This is a genomic window from Geotalea uraniireducens Rf4, from assembly GCF_000016745.1.
GTDB lineage: Bacteria > Desulfobacterota > Desulfuromonadia > Geobacterales > Geobacteraceae > Geotalea > Geotalea uraniireducens.
The window spans coordinates 66396-86377 of record NC_009483.1 but is presented as its reverse complement, the minus strand read 5'-3'; the positions used below and the strand labels follow the sequence as shown (position 1 = coordinate 86377).

The following is a 19982-nucleotide window of genomic DNA, read 5'->3' as shown; positions in this document are numbered from 1 at the left end:
CCTGATTAGCGCCAATCTTCAGCCAGTCTGAGATTGTGCTCGGGATGCTTGCCAGTAGTAGCCGCCGCCGAGATCAGTCGCGAGAGCATGCCGCGCAGATCCTTCCGGCGGTTGAATCGGTATTGAACCTCAGCCAGGTAACGAGTTCCATACTTTTCGAAATCAAATGCATGGTACGTTCCAGAGATCGACGTCTTGAGGTTGCCGAGAATGGTATTGACCCAATTGAAACACACAATGTCGGTACTCTTGCGTTTCTTCCCGACAATGGTTGGGGTATGGAAACATCCAGCCTCGGTAACTGCACGAAAGCAGGCCAGTCCGTCGCTTACCACTGTCGCTGAAGCTGACAGTGACCGTTTTGCCCATTCGGTGACTACTTCGCGGTTAAAGGCTGGCACCTTTGTAAACACAGCACGAAGTGGATGGCCCTTTTCATTGGTTTCAACAGCAGCAATAAACGGCGTCTTGTTTTCCGAACCTCGCCCGGCCTTGCCTCCTGGGTTTTCTCCACCCAGGTAGGCATCATCTACTTCGACCCGGCCGAGCAAAATCGTGTCCTGCTCCTGTTCAACCATAACTTGCATGAGCTTGTGCTTCACACGCCATGCGGTTTTGTAGCAAACACCGATCAGGCGCTTCAACTCCAGAGCCGAGACATTGTTCTTGGTTTGCGTGAGAAAGTACATGGCCTGAAACCATTGGACCAGCGGCAACTTGGTTGAGTGAAAAATCGAGCCTGCGGTCAGCGTTGTCTGGGTATGACACCGATTGCACTGAAATGTTTTGACTTGTGCATGCCAGACTACACAGTGGCTGGTACTCTGACAGGAAGGACATTTGAAACCCTGGGGCCAGCGGCTCTTTTCCAAGATCGCTGAACATTGCTCTTCAGTGCCATAGCTGTACAAAAAGTCGTTCAAGCTGAGCCCTTGTTGAAACTGAAAGTGATTCTTCGTCATAGTGGCCTCCTTGGCTTATTTCACTATGACACTACTCTAGACATGTGACAGAATACGTCCTTTTCTCCATTGGCTGAAGATGAGGGCCAATCAGGTTCCACATTGCATCAATTGCCGTAACTACATAAAAATAAGTCTGCCCGTTGTTAAGACCGATATCAGTAAAAGAAAATGATGTGATAGGAGCATTATTTGCCTTAGTATATGCACCTCCTGTTGTCATCCCCCGATATATGTTAAAAGAAACAGCACTTCCTCCTGGATTGTCCCAAGACACAGTCAACCTCCCGCCGCTCGAGTCAGCAACAATAGCGACATTAATTGGTGCCGGGGGAGCGGCAATGGACACGGTTGCCGTTGCTTCGTTTGAGGCAGCACTCTCGTTTGACGCGGCATCGACTGCGGTAACTTTATAGGTGTATACCCCATTGCCCAACATCTCGCTGAAGGTAGTGCCATTTATAAGTTCAGCGTTCAGTCGAGTCCAGCCCTCTGTTGATTTGCGATAAATTACATATCCGGCTACGTCTGTTTCTGGCCCAACCCAACCCAGAGAAACTAATGATCCGGTAGTCGTCGCAATGAGAACAGGGGCCTCTGGAGGGGTCACATCTCCGACCGCCGCACTGAACGGATCGCTGAGTGGGCTTTCAAAACCGTTGGTGTCTATAGCAGATACCTTGTACTCATACATCTTGTCGGGCAGATTGAGATCATCATAGATGGTACTTGTTACAAGGTTTTCGCTGAAGATCTTCAGGTCTGAAATTGCGACCTGCTTGATTCTACCAGTACCATTCGTAGCAGTTATGAGCAGCCGGATCTTGTCCGTCCGATACGGGCGAAACTCAACGCTATTAGTCTTATCAGCATTACCGGATACCCGAGCCAAATCTACCCAGGCATATCCTGTCCATGCTTGAATGACAAAATCTTTCCCCGTGGTGTTTGCATCAAACCAAGTCACCTCCACTTTGTTGATCAGAGTTGCCGATGCCATCCCTACCTGGAACCAGACCTCAGGGAAGACATTAAAAGCATAATCGGAAACCCAGACGGTACGAGGGTCACTGTCAAAAACATATTCCGGCGGATTTACAACATAGGATGATGAAGCCGTCACTTCTCCAGGAGTCAGAATAGTGGAAGGAACCAAGTTGATTCCATCGTGGTAAATCCGGTAACCAGCCAGATCGGGTTCAAGATTCTGATTCCATCCAAGGTGGACATTGTATCCGTCTACAACTCCAGTAAGTCCTGTTGGTGCTGACGGAGCATCATCCTGTATCACTATGACTGCTTCGGAAGGTCGACTGGTGCCTCCAGCTGTTACCGCTCTTGCTGTAATGCGGTTTTCTCCGGCGACAAGAGGAAAATCACTGACAACAAATTTACCGTTGACATCAGCCGTAGCTACCGCTACCGGAGCGGAGGCACCCTCTGTAAGAATCTCGACACGGGCATCCGCCCCGGCATTATTGCCTTCAAGTGTCAATGCCCTAAGAGTCGTTGGAGTGAACGGCTGCAGGATGACCGGGGCATAAATCGATGCAGCAACCTCTTCAGAGGGAATGCTTTCGTTGCCGTACGCATCAACCGCAGTGATGCGATAGGAGTATGTGCCGTCTGCAAGACCGGCATCTTGGTAAACGACGCCGGTGACTTGCGAAGCATTAATCTTTTCCCATCCAAAGGAGGAAAGCCTGTAAATATTGCTGGTAACATTCGGTTCTGCGGCAGGATCCCAGGTAAGATTTACGTTGGCACCATCAGTTAACGCACGCAGATTTTGAGGTTGGGCAGGAGGTGTTAGATCCGTATAGGAGATCATGATAAAAGCAGGCGCAGGATCGACGCCGGTTGCATCGGAAGCCGCCGCCGCAATTTGATAGTCACCATAGAGAAGCCCCAATGTCAGTGGGTCAAAATTTGTGACATAGGGTGTCCTGACAACAGGTCCTCCCAAATCGAGCCAAGCTGTATCTGTTGATTTCTTGTATCTGAATTGTACCGATACGACGTCCCTATCGGGGCATTCCGCTTTGACGGCTACGGCACTATCAATCTTGGCGCCATTTTCTGGAGCCACAATTGTCGCTTTTGGTCTGCGAACATCAATAGTGGCCGTGCGTATTTCGGACGGAAGGCTCATATTTCCCGCGTAATCCAAAGCCACGAGATAGTAGGAGTATTTCCCGTCAGGAAGGGCTTTATCAGTATAGGGTGAAGTACTCAGAAGGTACGGCTTCAAATCAGTCGTGCCGCCTGGAAGATTTGCAATCTGACCGTTTCGGAACAAAAGATATCCAGCCACATCTAAATCAGGACTGGCTTCCCAGGACAGGATAACATCTGAACCTGCAGGATCCGCGGAAATTAGCCGAGGAGGAGCAGGGGCAGTTTGATCTATTGTGAAGGTAGATGTAAGGGTAGCTATATTGCCGGAAACATCTTCCGCCTCCAGCTTCACCGCATAAATGCTTCCGAGAATCCCTGAAGCATCCCACTCTGCAAGGTTTCCGTATGACACTGGAACGGGAGACTTTCTCAGCAAGGTCCACTGGAGAGGAGCAGCCCCCTGCCCCACATACACCCGATACTCTTTGAAATCATCACTGCTGTAGGCAGTTCCTTTGACATCGACAAGGCCACCCACCTTAGCGCCTTCTTGTGGTGAAGAAATACGAACACTGGGACCAGTCAAGTCAATCCTGAGCTTGACGATATTGGATGGCTCGCTCTCATTGCCGGCGAAGTCTACCGCCTTGACGGTATAGGCATACTCTCCTTCTGCAAGGCCACTGGCGGTGTACTGGTTATCCGAAAGTACAGTAGTATTAGGTTTGCTTCCATTGAGGTAGATATTGTAACCGGCTAGGTCAGGTTCGGTATTTCTGGTCCAGGTCAAAACATTGTCGGTTTTGTTCTCGACTCTTCCTGAAAGATGAGGCGAGGTTGGAGGATGGGTGTCGATTTTGAATGATATTTTTGTTTCATTCTTGTTGCCTGATTTGTCAGATGCGGACAATTTCAAACAATAAATTCCATCGGAAGGCACCGCTTTCCATGACTGTAACAGCCCATTATTAACAGGATCTGAGAAAGTTTTGAGCGAAACCCACTTGTAAGCCACACTGCACAGCCCCTCTGAAATCTCCAGAGTTCCCGTGTCTAGATTGGCATCAGTCACGCTACCCTTGATGTCCAAAGCACCCTTTACATAATCACCGTCCTTTAGGGAGGAAATCGTTACTGTCGGTGGAGTGTTGTCAATGAATATTCTTGCCTTTACCTCAGCCTCCAATCCGGCTTTGTCTATTGCATATAAGGATACTGTATAGGTGCCGTCGGCAATGCCGTCGGCGGGGCCAACTTTCCAGGCGGCAGTGAGCGGGGATGTCGGCAGTGAATCTCCACCCATGATTTCCTGCCAGACAGTCGGAACCTCGCCCACTCCATAACGCATGCTGTAGCGCTGCAGGTTTGCCTCTGTTATGGTCCCGGTTATATTGACTACATTCCGGGAATTCCCGAAGTATTCGCCTCCTTTAGGAGCTTCCAGGGTCACCTTGGGGGGGGTCCTATCAATACTAAAGGATCGCTGCACGGAAGTCTGATTTTCAGCCCGGTCTTTTACCTCGCCCAAAATAGTGTAGGTTCCCTCGGCTAGATCCTTTATGACGTCGAAGGAGTAATTGGCACGGTTAGTATTCCCTTTATCTACACTGGCGCTAGCTGATCCGGACAGTGAGAGTGAGTAATCCAGCAGGTTAGGATCGTTGATCGATCCAATGATGGCCACATCAGTCCTATTGAGAAATGCCTTGTCTGCGGGTTCAGCAATGGTTATGACAGGAGCGGCATTATCGAGAGTCACGGTAATGCTTTCGGATTGGGACACCAGCGGATCAGTAGCAAGAGTCGCCGTCAGACGCAAAGTATACTGGCCATCGTTAAGGATTACGCCATTATTGTTTTTTCCATCCCAGGAGTAGCTGTGTACCCCGGCGGCAATCCCGGCAAACAGCTGGCTCCTAACTACCTGCCCTGTGCCATCTACGACTTCCAACTTGATCTGGCAGGTATCCGCAACTTCATAATCTATACGGGTAACATCGAGCTTCTGGTCATTGTTTGGAGAGAAAAGTGGAGGTACAGCATTCAGGCTCTTGACCAAGGAACTGCGGATTCCCAGATCAATCGGAGCAGTAATGACAGTTTGGTTTCCAATCGCATCCTCTGCGGAAACCCTGAGAGTCCATCGGCCCTCCAGTCCCACCGTGCTCCATACAGCCAGGACCCCACCGTTCACTTGGGTAGTACTCGTCGTAATCGGCGTCCATGCAGCAGGCATATCTCCTGCCCCTGCCTCAACCAAAAACGATTTTAAGTGAAGATCTGTAACTGTACCTTTAACCTCAATGATATTACCCGGCGGAAGAGGTAAACTCAGGGATGGATAGCTGATTGCAACCAGAGGAGGCGTATTATCCACTTCCACAGCGCTCCATTTCATGGTTGTATTGCCACAGGCATCGACAGCAGTGATCGCTATTCCATAACGACCATCCCGGACCGCTGAACCGGCATCGTTCATTCCGTTCCAGACCACCGATCCGGTTCCGGCAAGATGTTGCCGACCGGAGACTACAGATCTTACCGGAGAAGTCTCAAGTACGGTTCCATTAATAAATCCGAAGACCTGTGCCTGGATCGTGGCATTTTTGTCCAGATGAAAAGCAGCAGTAACCTCATCCGCTATTCCATCAGTATTTGGGGAAAATAAATTCCGTTCTGTTGATAGCGTCAATGCCCCCATGGTGTCGACCGAAAAGGTTTTGATGTCGCAGCTGACGTTTCCTGCCTCATCGACGACCTTCAGTCTGAGGGTTAATCTCGTAGCATTGAGATTGCTAACATTCCACATTCCTATCCTGCCATTTACCGGTATTATTCCGGCAATCGGCTTGGCCTGACTGCCGTTTCCAGTCATGGCTGGATACCATTCACTCGGATTATCACCGATTCCATAATACAATTCGTATCGCTTTACCTTTATATTGTCAGCAACGACACCCCCGACTTCTATTCCGACCCAGCTTCCTTGAGAGTCGGTCATCTTGACAGGGCAGGCTTTCTCGTTGACGGCTGGATGATTGATAATGGCAACGGGGAGAGTTCGATCTACAAACACTTTATGGCTCTGCAACGAATCAAGTGGGTAGAGGGTATAGCGATTTAAGGTTGAGCTTGCCTGCAACCAGGTAAGCAATGCAGATCAAGTTGTCAGGATTCCGATACCCTCGTGCCCGAGTTTTGGCTGATTGGATGAGGCTGTTGATACCCTCGATGAAACCGGCTCTGCAACGAATCAAGTGGGTAGAGGGAATAGCGACTTTAGGTTGAGCTTGCCTGCAACCAGATAAGCCATGCAGATCAAGTTGTCAGGATTCCGATAGCCTCGTGCCCGAGTTTTGGCTGATTGAATTAGGCTGTTGATGCCCTCAATGAAGCCGCTAGTCAGGCCGCTTTCAAAATGTGCCAGAATGCCATCCCAATGCTCTTTTACAGATTCGGCCATGTTCTTGATGAGTTGGATTGAGCTTGCGGCGGCTTTCCGATGCCATTTGGTCAACAGGGTTTCTGCCTCCGTTCGGCTTGAAGCAAAATAGACGTTCTGAAGGTTCAGCTTGTGCATGTAAGCTTCCGTACTCCTTAAGCTTTGACTGGTGATAATGGCATCCAGGCGCTGTTCCTCTTCCGGTGTCAGGTTCTCTGGATTTTTGAGGAACAGGTTTCTGCTCTTTTTCAGGATTTCAGGAAATAACCTGGCTTCTTGAGCCCTTATCTTACTAAGCTTATCGTTCATAAGCTTGATGACGTGGAATTTATCGAAGGTGACCACGGCATGGGGCAACTGCTCTTTGACACCCTTTATGAATGCCTTGGACATGTCAATAGCAGCGTCTGTGATGCTATCATGATCAGCGACAATTAAAACTCCCGCCTGACGACAATTATAATTCCCGGTAATTTGTGGAATTGTAAACTATCCACCATCTTTGGAAAAAAGGATGGCACGGATGGTAACTGATCAACAGGTAAGGAGGTTATTCAAGCTGATGCAAACGGAAAAAACACAAGCTGTAGCCGCAGCCAAATCTGGCATGGACGAAAAAACTGCTCGAAAGTATCTAAAGACAGGCAGGTTGCCAAGTGAGCTCATAAAAGAGCGAACATGGCGGACCCGGCCAGATCCTTTCGAAGACATTTGGGATGAAGTCCGCGAAAACCTTGCTTCAAATCCGGGATTTGAAGCAAAAACTCTTTTCGATGACTTGCAGAACCGCTTTCCCGGCAAGTTTTCGGACGGGCAATTACGGACTCTCCAGCGACGGATTAAGCGCTGGCGTGCCCTGGAGGGGCCTTCCCAGGAAATCTTTTTCCCCCAACTGCACCGCCCCGGCGAACTGGCGCAGTCGGATTACACACACATGGAGAAACTGGGAATCACCATCGCCAATCAGCCATTTGACCATCTGCTGTATCATTTTGTGCTGACCTACTCCAACTGGGAAACGGGCAGCGTCTGCTTCTCAGAAAGCTTCGAAAGCCTCAGCGAAGGGCTACAGGCCGCATTATGGGAACTGGGCGGTGTGCCGCAGACTCACCAGACAGACCGGCTGACGGCAGCGGTGCAAAAAGCCCTGCACCCGGATGAATTTACCCAACGCTACCAGGCGCTGCTCAAACACTACGGACTCACCGGGCGCAAAACACAGGCAGCAAGCCCCAATGAAAATGGAGATGTGGAGCAGAGCAACTATCGGCTCAAAAAAGCGGTCCAGCAGGCTCTGTTGCTGCGAGGAGGCGCTGATTTCGCCACTCTCGACGACTACAAGCAATTTCTGAAAAAACTCTTCGCCAGATTAAACAGCGGCCGCCGTGAACGGTTTCTGGAAGAACAACGGGTCTTGCACAGCCTCCCGGATCAGCGCCTGGAAAGCTGCAAGCGCCTATCCGTCAGCGTCGGCCCGAGCAGCACCATCCGCGTCAACCACAACGTCTACTCGGTTGAAAGCAGATTGATCGGTGAAACCATTCAGGTTCACCTTTTTGCCGAACATCTCGATCTTTTCTATGCCCAAAAGTGTGTGGACACGCTTCCCCGCTTGCGCGGGGAAAATCGGCATCTGATCAATTACCGGCACATGATCGACCAACTGGAGCGTAAGCCGGGGGCGTTCGAGAACTACCGCTACCGGGAAGAGATGTTTCCCGGCAGCTATTTCCGGCTTGCCTATGATGAACTCAAAGAGCGGCATACGCCGCAGCAGGCCGTCAGGGAATACCTAAAAATATTGCGCATGGCAGCCATGGAGAGCGAAACAGCCGTAGGAGCAGCCCTTTCTGATCTCTGCGGCCGGCAACCGATCACTGCCTGTGCCGTGGAAGAAATCCTTCACAAACAACAGCCGCCGTCCCCTGTTGCCGAAGTCAGTATCGCTCAGGTGGACCTGGCCGCTTATGATCGTCTCCTGTTGAATGAGGAGGTGTCATATGCAGTGTGAAGGTGAAAAAGCCGGCCGCCTGGACCGGCGCCTCAAAGAGTTACACTTGCCCACCGTGCGGCGCTGCTATCAGGACGAGGCCATCAATGCCCGGCGAGACAACTGGGATTACGAAACCTATCTTTATGAATTAGCCGAACGCGAATGTGAGGACCGGCAAAACAATCGAATTGCCCGCCTGCTCAGGGAATCAAAACTTCCCTTGGAAAAAAGTCTGAAAGCCTTTGACCGCAAGCGTCTGCCCCGGAAGGTGGATGCACAGCTCAATCTCCTGTTGAAAGGAGACTTTCTTGAGCATAGAGAGAACGTACTGGCATTTGGCAATCCCGGCAGCGGCAAGACTCATCTCGTATGCGCGATCGCTCAGGAGTTGATTTACCAGGGACGGCAGATCCGTTTTATCCCCTGCAACCTGCTGGTGCAGGAACTTCTGATCGCGAAACGGGACCTGAAACTGGCGCGTGTTCTCAAGCAGTACGCGAAGTATGAAGCCCTGATCATTGACGACATCGGCTACGTGCAGCAAAGCCGGGAAGAGATGGAAGTTCTCTTCACTCTTCTTGCCGACCGCTATGAGCGCAGCAGCATAATGATCACCAGCAATTTGCCGTTCTCCAAATGGGAGCAGATTTTTAAAGATCCCATGACCACGGCAGCAGCAATTGACCGATTGGTCCATCACAGCGTTATCCTGGAGCTGAACTTATCCAGTTACAGATTGGAGCAATCCCAAAAATCAAAGGAAACCGTTGCTGTCCAATCGGCTCAAGCAGAGCCGCAGGAACAAAACACGGCGGGTTAAGGAGCTGAGAACGTATGGAATTCACGGTATATAATCCTCAAAAAGGCCGACTGGAAACGCTCGATGTGGATCTCACGGCAGAGAATACGACCTGGTTCGAAAACAGTGAGAATACCCGTGTTGTCGCCACTATCACGGATTTCGACGGCGGGCTTCTCATCAAAGCCCTCGATAATACGTATCCAATCTGGCTGTATGACATATCGAGGGCGGATATTGACTATAGCCAGAAAAAGGCAAAAGAGCTTATGCAGCAGCACGAGTAGCGGTTCGCTTGGTAGCGGAAACGCAGGTCGCCCTACGGGCTCCCTCCGTTTCTGCTACCGCACTTAAAACGGGAATTATAATTGTCGTTGACCGGGAAAAATAGTTGACGTTGATCAGCTATCAGGATCGCCGCCATGTGACTTAAGGTCCGCGACGAAGCTCTTGACTGTTTCGTTGTCCTTTCCCGTCGTGCCGAACAAGAGCTTATGCATGTCGAGGTCGAAGAAGAAGGTGACGAATTTCTCGTCATGACTGCGCCCGGCAAAGGTTTCATCCGCACCGACCCTCTTCACCTCGGAGAAGTCTTCTGCGGCCCTTGCCTTCTCGACATAGGATTGAATCAACCGCCATAGACGGGTATCGGTAACGGCAAACAGCCTGCTCATGACCTTCACCGGCAAATCACGAGCCATGGTCATGGCCAGGGCCTCAAACAGCAGCGTAAATCCTGAGCCTGCGCGAGCCCAGGGTACCTGGACCAACTTCACGCCGCAGTCGCTGTTAGGGCACTTTACCCGTGGAACACGCGCATGAAGGTAGGCTTCGTACTGGAAGAAATTCAGATGCCGCCACTCTTTCTCCGTGGTGTCATGGACTGGTGACAACGTTCCGCAGACCGGACAGGGAAAGGTGGCTCCCCGCTGGAAGTCGATGGTTATGTCCAAACGACTTGACTTCTTGTTGAAGTCAACAGAGGTAACCTTCCACGGGATGGCAATTCCAAGAGCAGCACCAAAAAGATCTTCAGGATTCATAGCGATTACTAACCTCCAGGCTGAGTGATGGTGGCCTATCTTACATCAACCCGGCCCAGGCTACCCACTCAATTCGTCGAGGAGCCGGATGATCTCACCCGGAAGACATAACCGATGTTATCGTTTCGGTCGTCCTGGAGTGATCTGCCCGGCGGTCTGATAACATGCCGCACGAATTGCTTTGCATACCCATCAACACGGGCATATCTTGGCAGCTTGAATTCACTGCCGTTGTACATGTTCAAGTCATATTTTATATAACCGTCATTTTTGCCAGAAAACTTGATCAGTAAATCGGCACTGTAATCGCTGTCATCTACGTACCGCTTCCTCAGATGAAAGATAATATCGCTGTGAGTACCCTTTCCATATGGTTTCACCCAATCATTGGCTATCAAGTCGCATCCGATGTCTTTGTCTTTCAATGGCAAAACACCAACAAACTGCCTTGCATACATAGGTACAGGTTTCTCTATTTTGCGCAAAACCAATTTTATTTCCGGGTTCCAGGGTTGCCATTTTTTTCCAACTTCATTTTTGAATCTATACTCGCCAGAACTTTCATAATACCCCCCTTTATAAGCACGGTACTGGACACCCTCTAGTGTATTATGCTTACCAGTAAATTTTCCCATTGAATCGGTTACGCCCCTCACAGGTATACCTTTTGTTCCTGAACCAGTATTTTTTTCAAATCCGATTCCAACATTAATACCTTCCATTGGTTTTCCTTCTTCATCTATAACCATAATGGTGATACAACCTTCTGGAAGAAGAAATTCAATTGAGCAACTGCACAACGTAACAAAACAACAAAACAATGGAATTAATATTTTCATTTGTCCAACTTCCCTTGAGAGGTAAATTTATCAAATAAACCGAATACATATGGATAAGCTATCTCGCGAAGATCACTATGTTTCCACTTTTTGCTTTCATTATCCACACTTCTTGAAGGTGGCCAGCCATTTTTGTTTTTGTAATTCATGTGACGACCATGTGAAGAGCGTCCAGACCCAGCCTCCATGTAAAGCCTAAACTAGTCATTGCAGCCCATTTCGTTCAAGATCACTCAAACCTGTAAACAGGTTTCGTTGTGGGTCAAACTCCATATTTCTGGTGTAATCAGGATTTAGGAAGTATTTGAACAAAATAGATGCAGTCTTTGAACCTCTTGGCTCGAAGACAATATCACCATAAATTTTTCCGTACATGGCCCTGACCAGCTTTCCATTCTTCACTTCAGATCTGACTCGAAAGAAATAATTGTTATCTTCTTTAAAACTTGTTTTCAAAGGCGTATTTGGAATCTTTTCTTTATAATGTGTAATTTCATTCTGATAACCATCTTCAGGAGCAAATCTTGCCAATTTAAGCCCACTGCCAATGCTGCGTTCTTGCTTTATCAACTGAATCCCGTCATACCTATTTGGAAATGAAACCGTTAATTTACTTTTGAAATTGTCCCAATCGGTGTATTGTTTATCAAGTTTGAAGATCATATCTGGATGAACACCCCTGCCATACGGGCGCACCCAGTCGAATTCAATCAAATCAAAACCAGCCTTCTTTCCTATTACTGGTATTTCAATCTTTGATTCTTCGGTGTCATGCGCATACATAGGAACACGGTTGCCGATTTTATACAGTACTATCTGTATTTTAGGATTCCAGGGCTGCCAACGCTTAAATTTATCTTCTTTGAACTTATATGCTAATCCATTTACATAGTAATTATCCTTACTGGCAGTCAACGAGTATTCGTTTGTTCCACTCAGAGTTGCGGTAAATAGGCCATTGTCATCGGTATAGCCATCTACAGAATTTTCTTTTTTCCCACCGACTCCAGTAAATGAAGCAATACTTACAGCTGCCCCTTTAACAGTTTTCCCATGTTCATCAACAACTTTAACCGTTATTTTTGCAATATTTATGTAATAGTTACTCAAAATACAGCCACTCATGAAAAGAATAATCAAGATACAAACCGAGCCGTATTTTATCATTTAAAGCCTCCCTTGAGGACAAAGTGATCGAACAATGAGTAAATATATGGATATGCCATCTCCCTGATATCACTATGGAGCCAAATATTGTTAAATTGAATACTCTTTCTTGGCCAAACAATACTGCCAACTGTTTTAATAAATTTTACCTGCATATCAGTATTATTAGGAAAACTACTTACTACATTCCTTCCTGCCGCACCAGTTCTTGCCGGTATAGCTTCTGCCAAGAGCCTGTCACGGTTATCAAGCGCAAACTGACTTCCACTCACAGGGTCCAGCAAGTTGATATCAGCTGTTCTTATCTTAAAGAATGGTTTTTGCTTAAGCTGCTCAGGAGTAAGCAAATTTGCAAGTGAAGCAGAAATGGGCAGGTCTTTCCATTGGCCACTGGCATAATCATTCAAATTGAATCCCCAACCGCCATACGTGCTACCTGTCCACCCTTCTACAATCATGCGCCCTTTTAGCTTTTCCTGAAGAGACCAGGAATATCTGCCAATATGAATAATATCGAGCAGTTTCCCACTATTAAAGTCTTCCAGGCCAGGTAAGTCAGGGGCACCATTAAGATCTGTATTTGGATGCACCTGGAAGACCTCATCGCCTGATGAAAAATAGTTATAGAGCTTATCTTTCGGAAGATTCGGAATCTGTCAATGACTTTGAGACACTTACCTGTCGAATTTAGTGTAGCGAATTTTAGCTAGTGGCCGGTTTTGGCGGGTTGATCCACGCCGCTTCCGGTAACGGTTTATGTAATGGTATTTTCCTGACGAAGCGTTCAGGATGGGCTGCATAAGCAGCAGTCAACACGGTTTGCCTTGATCGGATGACTTCCTCAGCTCTGCCGTAATGTACTACTTCAGGTGTAAGTAGGCTGATGCCGGAATGCTTGTGTTCCTGGTTATACCAGGGGAAAAAGGTTTGGCAGAACGATCTTGCGTCTTCTATACTGCCGAATCTTTCCGGGAAATCAGGCTGATATTTCAGCGTTTTAAATTGGGCTTCCGAATATGGGTTGTCGTCGCTCGTATAGGGCCTTGAGTGCGTTTTAGTGATCCCCAGATCAGCAAACAGAAAAGCTACCGGCTTGGATTTCATGGAAGAGCCGCGATCGGCGTGGATCGTTAACTGCCCTTTCTGGATGACTTGTTTCTCACACGTTTCTTTGAACAGCCGTTTGGCCAGTTCCGACGACTCGCAGGTTGCAACCATCCAGCCGACCACATAGCGGCTGAAGATATCGAGAATCACATAGAGGTAAAAATAGGACCATTTAGCAGGCCCCATCAATTTGGTAATATCCCACGACCAGACTTGATTTGGGGCCGTTGCCAGAAGCTCAGGCTTTTTGTAGTCGGGATGCCGCAACTGATTTCTCCGCTCTTTGACTTCGGCGTTTTCTTCGAGAATTCGATACATCGTGCGGATCGAGCAGTGATAGGCCCCTTCGTCCAAAAGCGTTGCATACACCTCATGGGGTGCCTTGTCCTGAAAGCGCTCGGAATGCAGAATATCGAGTACTGCCTGCCTTTCCTCTGATGGCAAGGTCCGTGGCGGCACAGGGCGCTTTTGGGGTACACGCGGCGCTGTCTTGCTGATTGCGCGCCTGCGATACAGCCCGGCACGGGAAACACCAAGAGCTTTACAGGCAGGATCGGTGCCCACATCAGGGGCAAGTATTTCGACAGCTTCCATCAGTCGCTCTCGCTCTCTGGCGGCGTATCCAAGGTGATCCCCAGGATCTGCGAGACTTTTTTTTGGACATCGATGATCAACTCGGCCTGTTTGAGGCGTTTGGCAAGGCGGGTAATCTCCTTGCGCAGTCGCTCGTTCTCGACGGCCATGGGATCGGGCTTTAGCGCTTTACGGCCCCTCTGCTTGGGCGTAAGCGCCGCAAGGCTTCCTTCATCCCGCTGGCGGCGCCAGGTGTTGAGGTTGGAAGCATAAAGCCCCTCTCGACGTAATAGCGCTGCCAGGCTACCGGGCTTGGTGCAAGAGTCGACTTGGTTTAGGATGTCAAGTTTGTACTTAGCCGTGAAACGCCTGCGTACAGGCTTTTCCGCTACCTCCGGGTCAGGCGGTGAGGTAGTCAATTCCTGCTGTTGCCGAGTTAAATCTTCGGGGGCCATCCCGGTAATTGCACTCGCCTTACGGGCTCCTGCAATTACCGGGATGCGCTTCACATTACTGATGGTCATATCCTTTCTTTCCTCCCCACCCTCTACAGTAATTTAAGGGGAGGTAAGTGTCTCACTTATATTGGCACAGAGGGATTTGCAAATCGATTACGCCACGTAAGTTTTGATCTTCCATCGGAAACGGAGAACAAGTTGTACCACTCAGACGCCAAGAGCCTCTGATCGTAGTCATTCCAATCGGGATGCACCATATTGGGGTCTTTATCTGCATCTCCATATGCTTCGAGTGCTACAGCTGCATTAACCAAGAAGTACTTGCTAACGTTAGCACCCCAATCATTTATTGCGCTTGAAACGAGCATATTACCCAGGCTGTGAGCTGCCACTGTTACATCTTTGCCTCCTAGCGGCAGATTAATGAAGTCACTGAATGCAGGTGCTGTTTTGAAGGCATGTTGTACGTTGATGTGATAATTTCCAGTGCGAAAATCCCATGGTCCCATAAAGTTTTGTGAATCCCACCCATACCACGTCACACCCCAAAAGTTGGCTTTTGAACCAGACCAGTACATGCGCTTGAACATCTCTGCATTCCAGCCTCGGGCCTGTTGTGGATTAACGTTGTATCCGTGCACAAAGACGAAGTGTTTGTCGTTCGTCTCGGTATAAGGGAAATTCTGCAGTACGATACGATCTCCCTCCGTGGCTGCGGGGGCTGGCCCTCCTCCATCCTGCGAGAGATTCTTATGCCTGAACATCTGCTCCACACCCGCGATTGACAACGGCAAGCTCATCTCGTATCGATGGGCTCCTGCCTGGTCGCGTATTTGCAGCTTCAAGGAACTGCTGGTCGATAGAACAGCTTCCAGCAATATTATTCCCTTGCCGTCCCTGACGGCCTGGATCAACAACGGGTCGATCGGTGTGGCCGGATTCGCTGCTACTGCCTTGATTTCCTGGCTGGCTATCAGGCCATTGGCTGCCTGGACATCGGTCAGATATGTGCCGCTTTCGCTTGGCGCAAGGTCGGTATTTACGTAGCGAAGCGACTGGCTGGCGTTACTCAAAAAATAGTCGTAGACGCCGGGCGGATAGGCATTGAAGAGCCCCTTCATGTCGAGTTGCACGGGGAACCAGTCTACCAGATCACGGGTGCCGGGTATGCTCGTTTGCAGCGGATAAGGGCGTGTCCCCGGGATTCCCGTTCCTTCCGTATCCCCATTACCGTCATCGTCATTCACCCAGAAGTAGTAGGTATCGCCATTCATTGCCCTGTCGATGTCTTCCTGGTCGATCTTCCGGTCGTGGTTGTAATCGGGGATGAGCGCGCCCTTGACAAAGGTGATCGGCGCCGGATCGCTCATGATCTGGACGGAACTGCCGTAGTTGAGGACGACTTTTACGGCGTAGCTCTGGGTGTCGTCAAATCGGTATCCCCGGGCAATAGTTCCGAAGCCCGAGCCTTTATTTTCGACGGGAATATAGTCAATCTCTTCATAGCTCTTCTGTCCGTGCAGGTCTGTTACCTTGTAGAGCAGGATAAAGGCGTTCATGGCACGATATTCAAGAGGATAGATGGTATAGCTGATCTTGAGGTTATTGCGGGACCTCCCTTGACCATCGAGCATGACCTGTAATGGCTGTTTGATGGCTATGTCAACTCCATATACCTCGATGGCCTTGGCGGAGTTCCACAGTTTGACGACCTCGGTGGTGGTCTTTTCCGCGCAACCGGCGCAACTGTTTTTAAAGCGATTGAAGCCGTAGGAGGCGATCCCTTGGATATATATGCTGTTACGGCCCTGTTGCAGGGTGTAGTTCCCTTGGAACAGACCGTTTCCGAGGTTGTTGGCCGGGACCTGTTCGTAGGGCGGGTAGATCGGGTAGAGCTCGTCCGGGTTTGTCGGGAAGATGCGGGTATACACAACCTCGGGGGCGACAAGGTCGGTGGTGGTGCTGTAGGTGTTGTCGCCAACTACTTGTGGGCAGATTTTATTGATGCAGGCGTCTTCTGCGCCGATAGTTTCACCTTCTTTGATCAGGTATTCTTTGGCCATTATGGAGATGGTCGAGCCACTACGGGCGGCATTGATTCTCTTGCCGTACATGTCGGTGGGTATTATGCTTGTGACGACGAGATAAGCGCTTGGTTCAGCGGTGCGGTCGCGGCAGTCGCCAAAGGTCGAAGGGGTGTATTCGGCGGTGAAGGTTTTGCCTGCCGAGGTCGTCGTGGCGGTTACGGGATACGTGACGTCGGGTCCGCCCCCAAGGATAACGCCGGCCCAGAGACCGCTGGCGCTGGTTGCGTCGGTGATGGTTGCTGCGGCGTTATTGCATGTTGCCTTGGCCTCGCTGATAGTTGGCAAGGTGTTCAGGCAGCCGTCGCCTTCCTTGACCAGCAGCGCCGGGGTCGTGTCATAGGTATAGTTCTCACAGTATCCGGGTCCGGTCGGTTGACCGAGCTTGAAGGTCACTTTCTGGTTGGCTATGGGGTTGCCGTAGCTGTCTTCTGCTATCAATCCGACGAAGCCGACATAGGAGAGGATGGAGCCCTGCATGGTCTCGCCGTACGTCGGTCGCAGTTTGTTCAGCGGTCCGGGCTTCCCGTAAATGGTGAAGGGGGCGTCGATGGCTATGCCGTTGCCCAGTCCGGCATCCATGATGTTGGCTCCGTATTGGTCGGAGTAGGTGTTCCCTTCCGTAAACCAGTAAACCGGGTTGTCCGAGGTCTTCTGGCCTAGATTCAATGCAACGGAGGCAATGCCGTTGCGGTTGGTCTGGATGGTGACGATGGTCTCGTTCTTGTCGCCGAGAGTGCCTCCTCCGGCCTTGATGCTGAATGTTACCGATGCGCCTTGGACCGGTTTCAAGAGCTTGTCGAGCACTTTGACCTGGAGGCGAGAACTGGGTCGCTGGCCTACAGTCCCTATCTGTTGATCGGTAATCGGTATTTTCACTATGGAGGTCGCTTCATCGGGATTGGTGTTCGGTTTGCCGCTAAAGGGGGCTCGCAGTGCATCGGACTTGGCTTTTGCTGCCGATGCATCCCACTGGTCAGGGCTCCACGCTGTCATCCCCCCGGCCACCTGCCCGGAAAGCATCCAGCCGGATTCGCCGCTACTGACGTCTTCCTTGATGTAGCCGATGCCGATCCAATCCAGGTAGGTTACTTCGTTCTGCGGTATGGTGACCGTGAGGTTCTGGTTGACGGCGTTGGTGATGTCGGCCTTGACTGCATCGTCAAAGAAAAGCTGCGGCAGGATGACATCCACGTTCGTCTTGTCTACGGTAATGACGGGTGTATTGCCAGCCTTGGCCTGTTGCAGCAGCTTGGCAGTGGAAACCGAATCCACCTTCAGGTCGTCTTCGAAGATGCGGTTCTCCAGGATCGAGCCCTGCAATGCGGCCAGCCGCATGAACTCCTTTTCCTGCCCATTTCTGCCGACGCTCTCGATCCGCCGGTAACCGGCGTCCAGGTACACCCCCTTCCATTGCATGTCGTGGGGGGTGTCGAGCAGCGTGGTCACCTCCATCTGGCCGCCAAGTGTGGCGATGGTGACCGTGGGGCGGGAGATGCGCTGTCCCATGAGGGCGGACAGGTCGTCTTCGGCCCTGTTCCAGCGCTCGATGTAGCCGATGGCTTCCTTGTGCAGGATGGCCTCGGCATCGTCGTTTTCGCTTATGGCGGCAGGAGTCCGTGCCTTCTGGCCCACCACGCCGATCACGGACAGGTTGCCGATGATCTGGCTGGAACTGATCCGTTCCGTAGCGTTGGGAGTGACGATGTCAATATTGAGAGTGAAGTCGGCCCCCATGGGGAGGCCGTCCTGGGCCACGATCAGGCGCTCGCCGTCAAGGGTCAGGACCGGACGCAGCCTGACGAGGTAGGCCGGGGTATTGTCCAGCCCGCCGAAGGAGTCGATGAGGTTCTGATCCTCGACGGTCTCCGGTTCGGCGCGCAGGGCAAGCCTCCTGTTGGAGAGTTTGTGTGTTTCGAGAGCAATGCTGAAGAGTTCGCTGCCATTGTTCGTAGCGGTGAAGGTCAGTTTGTGTTTCAGGTCATCCGGCAGGGACTGGTATTCGCCTGTGATCTCTTTCTGATTGAACTGCATGCTGTCGGGAATGATCTTGAGCACGTCCGGGATGAGGACGGCCGTATCCTTGAGGCTGCTCCATGTTATACCCGGCTGGCTTAATGCGAGCTGCTCGTCGAGTCTGGCGGTGAAATAATCAAGAGGCGTGAGCGTCTGCGTCGCCTTCAAATAGTCGTCTCTCAGAGTGGAGAGCAGATCGGCCGGGACACCTGCCCCCTGGGTACGGGTATAACCCAGCGGTTTGATGCTGGTGTCCAGCCCGAGCCAGAGCTTGCCCTGGTCGTCCAGCACCGCGCCGCGGTAATTGGCGTAGGGGATGAAGGCCTCTACCCAGATGTGCTCGATATTAAAGTTGGTAATTCCTCCACCGGCAATGACCGGCTTGAAAGGTATGCCGGCTTTTTGAAAAAAAGCGGCAATCTTAAGCGGATCGTCCAGACCGGTCAGGTTCCTGGCGCGTTCGATGTCGGGAAAGAAATCGATGGTCCCCTTGACGTAGCGGGCCGGGAAGTTGGCGGCCCGCAAGAGCGCCACCAGCAGGCTGGCCTGATCGGCGTCGTTGCCGCTCTTCTGCCGCAGGGTCTCCTCGGCCCCCTTCATGCTCCCCCAATACCATTCGGTCTCCACGTTGTTCTTGACCCATTCGTAAATCAGGACCGGATTCCACTGCAGAGACTGGGCCAGCTCCACGATCTCCTTCGACAGGGTGGCCTCGGGAGATGCGGCTGTATCGGCGGCGTAGACGGTGTGATCTCCACCTTTATACGCGGGCTTGACCACGGGTGATGAAGCGGGTTCGTGGGGGGGATAGTTGGTGTGCTTGTAGGGGAGTGCTCCCAAAAGCGGGCGGGAACGTTTGGGAACAAGTCGATTGATGGCATCGAGGAGCTGCTGAAGGCCGTCGTTCCCCCCGCTCGTAATGACCACATCCAGACGGCTGATCAGATCGTCCAGGGCCTGCGGAAGTGCCGAGGATACGGATTGCTGACGGTCAGCGGCGTTGCCCCCCAGTGCGGCGGCACGGCTGTCGAGGGTGGCATTGCGCTCGGCCTGGAGGAGACGCAGGGCGGCCAACTCTTCCTTCAGGGCAGAGAGACGGGAGAGTTCGGCTGTGGCGGGCTGGCTGGAGTCATTCCTGGAGATCATCGCTGACACGATGCTACGGCTCTCGCCAAGCAATCGCGACATATCTGCGGGGATAGAGCCGGCCTGGGCGCCCGCAGCCATGAGAAAGAACGCTGCTACTGCCGCAAGGAATACAAACAAGCGGGACATGAAACCCTCCTGAACAATAAATAAACACATGACATGTCAACCATGGTCGTCAAAGACCATATTCCGTTACACCCGTTAAAGCTTTACAACGGGCGCATTGCGCATG

10 protein-coding genes and 3 pseudogenes are annotated in these 19982 nt (G+C 50.9%); 3 read left to right on the top strand and 10 right to left on the bottom strand.

Annotated elements, in window-relative coordinates:
* Positions 1-5: 5 nt before the first annotated feature.
* The 4 genes and pseudogenes from GURA_RS00345 to GURA_RS00335 all read right to left on the bottom strand — a co-directional run.
* A complete protein-coding gene (locus tag GURA_RS00345; RefSeq protein ID WP_011937014.1) occupies positions 6-962 on the bottom strand; it encodes an IS1595-like element ISGur2 family transposase in 957 nt (318 codons plus the stop codon).
* Positions 963-993: 31 nt separating this feature from the next.
* Complete coding sequence (locus tag GURA_RS00340; protein ID WP_041245189.1) at positions 994-6156, bottom strand: Ig-like domain-containing protein; 5163 nt, start codon at positions 6154-6156, stop codon at positions 994-996.
* Between the two features lie 19 nt (positions 6157-6175).
* Positions 6176-6322 (bottom strand): annotated as a pseudogene (locus tag GURA_RS23135) (transposase); the annotation flags it as partial.
* 11 nt (positions 6323-6333) lie between these two features.
* Positions 6334-6948: pseudogene (locus GURA_RS00335) on the bottom strand (ISL3-like element ISGur7 family transposase); the annotation flags it as partial.
* Positions 6949-7084: 136 nt separating this feature from the next.
* Between GURA_RS00335 and istA the strand changes: the two are divergent.
* Genes istA through GURA_RS00320 form a run of 3 tightly spaced genes read left to right on the top strand, consistent with a single transcriptional unit; the run spans position 7085 to position 9601 of the window.
* Positions 7085-8533: an IS21-like element ISGur8 family transposase gene (gene istA, locus GURA_RS00330; RefSeq protein WP_011937012.1), complete on the top strand. Its 1449-nt coding sequence runs from the start codon at positions 7085-7087 to the stop codon at positions 8531-8533.
* Entirely contained in the window at positions 8523-9335 is an 813-nt protein-coding gene (gene istB, locus GURA_RS00325) for an IS21-like element ISGur8 family helper ATPase IstB (protein WP_011937011.1), read from the top strand. The genes istA and istB overlap by 11 nt, the downstream gene beginning before the upstream one ends.
* Positions 9336-9349: 14 nt before the next feature.
* On the top strand, positions 9350-9601 hold the full coding sequence (locus tag GURA_RS00320; protein WP_011937010.1) for a hypothetical protein: 252 nt from the start codon (positions 9350-9352) through the stop codon (positions 9599-9601).
* Positions 9602-9718: 117 nt separating this feature from the next.
* On the opposite strand, the pseudogene GURA_RS00315 reads toward GURA_RS00320, so the two are convergent.
* The 6 genes and pseudogenes from GURA_RS00315 to GURA_RS00285 form a co-directional block, all read right to left on the bottom strand.
* Positions 9719-10357, bottom strand: a pseudogene (locus GURA_RS00315) (ISL3 family transposase); the annotation flags it as partial.
* Between the two features lie 68 nt (positions 10358-10425).
* The gene (locus tag GURA_RS00310; RefSeq protein WP_157046095.1) at positions 10426-11106 is read right to left on the bottom strand and encodes a hypothetical protein; all 681 of its coding nucleotides are present in this window, start codon (positions 11104-11106) and stop codon (positions 10426-10428) included.
* Positions 11107-11400: 294 nt separating this feature from the next.
* Positions 11401-12363: an Ig-like domain-containing protein gene (locus GURA_RS00305; RefSeq protein WP_011937007.1), complete on the bottom strand. Its 963-nt coding sequence runs from the start codon at positions 12361-12363 to the stop codon at positions 11401-11403.
* Positions 12360-12953, bottom strand: coding sequence for a hypothetical protein (locus tag GURA_RS00300; protein WP_011937006.1), 594 nt, complete (start codon positions 12951-12953; stop codon positions 12360-12362). The genes GURA_RS00305 and GURA_RS00300 overlap by 4 nt, the downstream gene beginning before the upstream one ends.
* A 112-nt stretch (positions 12954-13065) precedes the next feature.
* A protein-coding gene (locus GURA_RS00295; RefSeq protein ID WP_085949366.1) for an IS3-like element ISGur10 family transposase occupies positions 13066-14498 on the bottom strand; the annotation gives its coding sequence in 2 pieces (ribosomal slippage) (positions 13066-14120 and positions 14120-14498; 1434 coding nt in all).
* Between the two features lie 125 nt (positions 14499-14623).
* Positions 14624-19876 (bottom strand): transglutaminase domain-containing protein, encoded by a 5253-nt coding sequence (locus GURA_RS00285; RefSeq protein ID WP_011937003.1) that lies wholly within the window; start codon positions 19874-19876, stop codon positions 14624-14626.
* Positions 19877-19982: the final 106 nt, after the last annotated feature.

Excerpts from the sequence above, each read along its gene's own strand:
- GURA_RS00345 (WP_011937014.1), bottom strand. The coding sequence starts at position 962 with ATGACGAAGAATCACTTTCAGTTTCAACAAGGGCTCAGCTTGAACGAC.
- istA (WP_011937012.1), top strand. The coding sequence starts at position 7,085 with ATGCAAACGGAAAAAACACAAGCTGTAGCCGCAGCCAAATCTGGCATG.
- istB (WP_011937011.1), top strand. The coding sequence starts at position 8,523 with ATGCAGTGTGAAGGTGAAAAAGCCGGCCGCCTGGACCGGCGCCTCAAA.
- GURA_RS00320 (WP_011937010.1), top strand. The coding sequence starts at position 9,350 with ATGGAATTCACGGTATATAATCCTCAAAAAGGCCGACTGGAAACGCTC.
- GURA_RS00310 (WP_157046095.1), bottom strand. The coding sequence starts at position 11,106 with ATGGTTATAGATGAAGAAGGAAAACCAATGGAAGGTATTAATGTTGGA.
- GURA_RS00305 (WP_011937007.1), bottom strand. The coding sequence starts at position 12,363 with ATGATAAAATACGGCTCGGTTTGTATCTTGATTATTCTTTTCATGAGT.
- GURA_RS00285 (WP_011937003.1), bottom strand. The coding sequence starts at position 19,876 with ATGTCCCGCTTGTTTGTATTCCTTGCGGCAGTAGCAGCGTTCTTTCTC.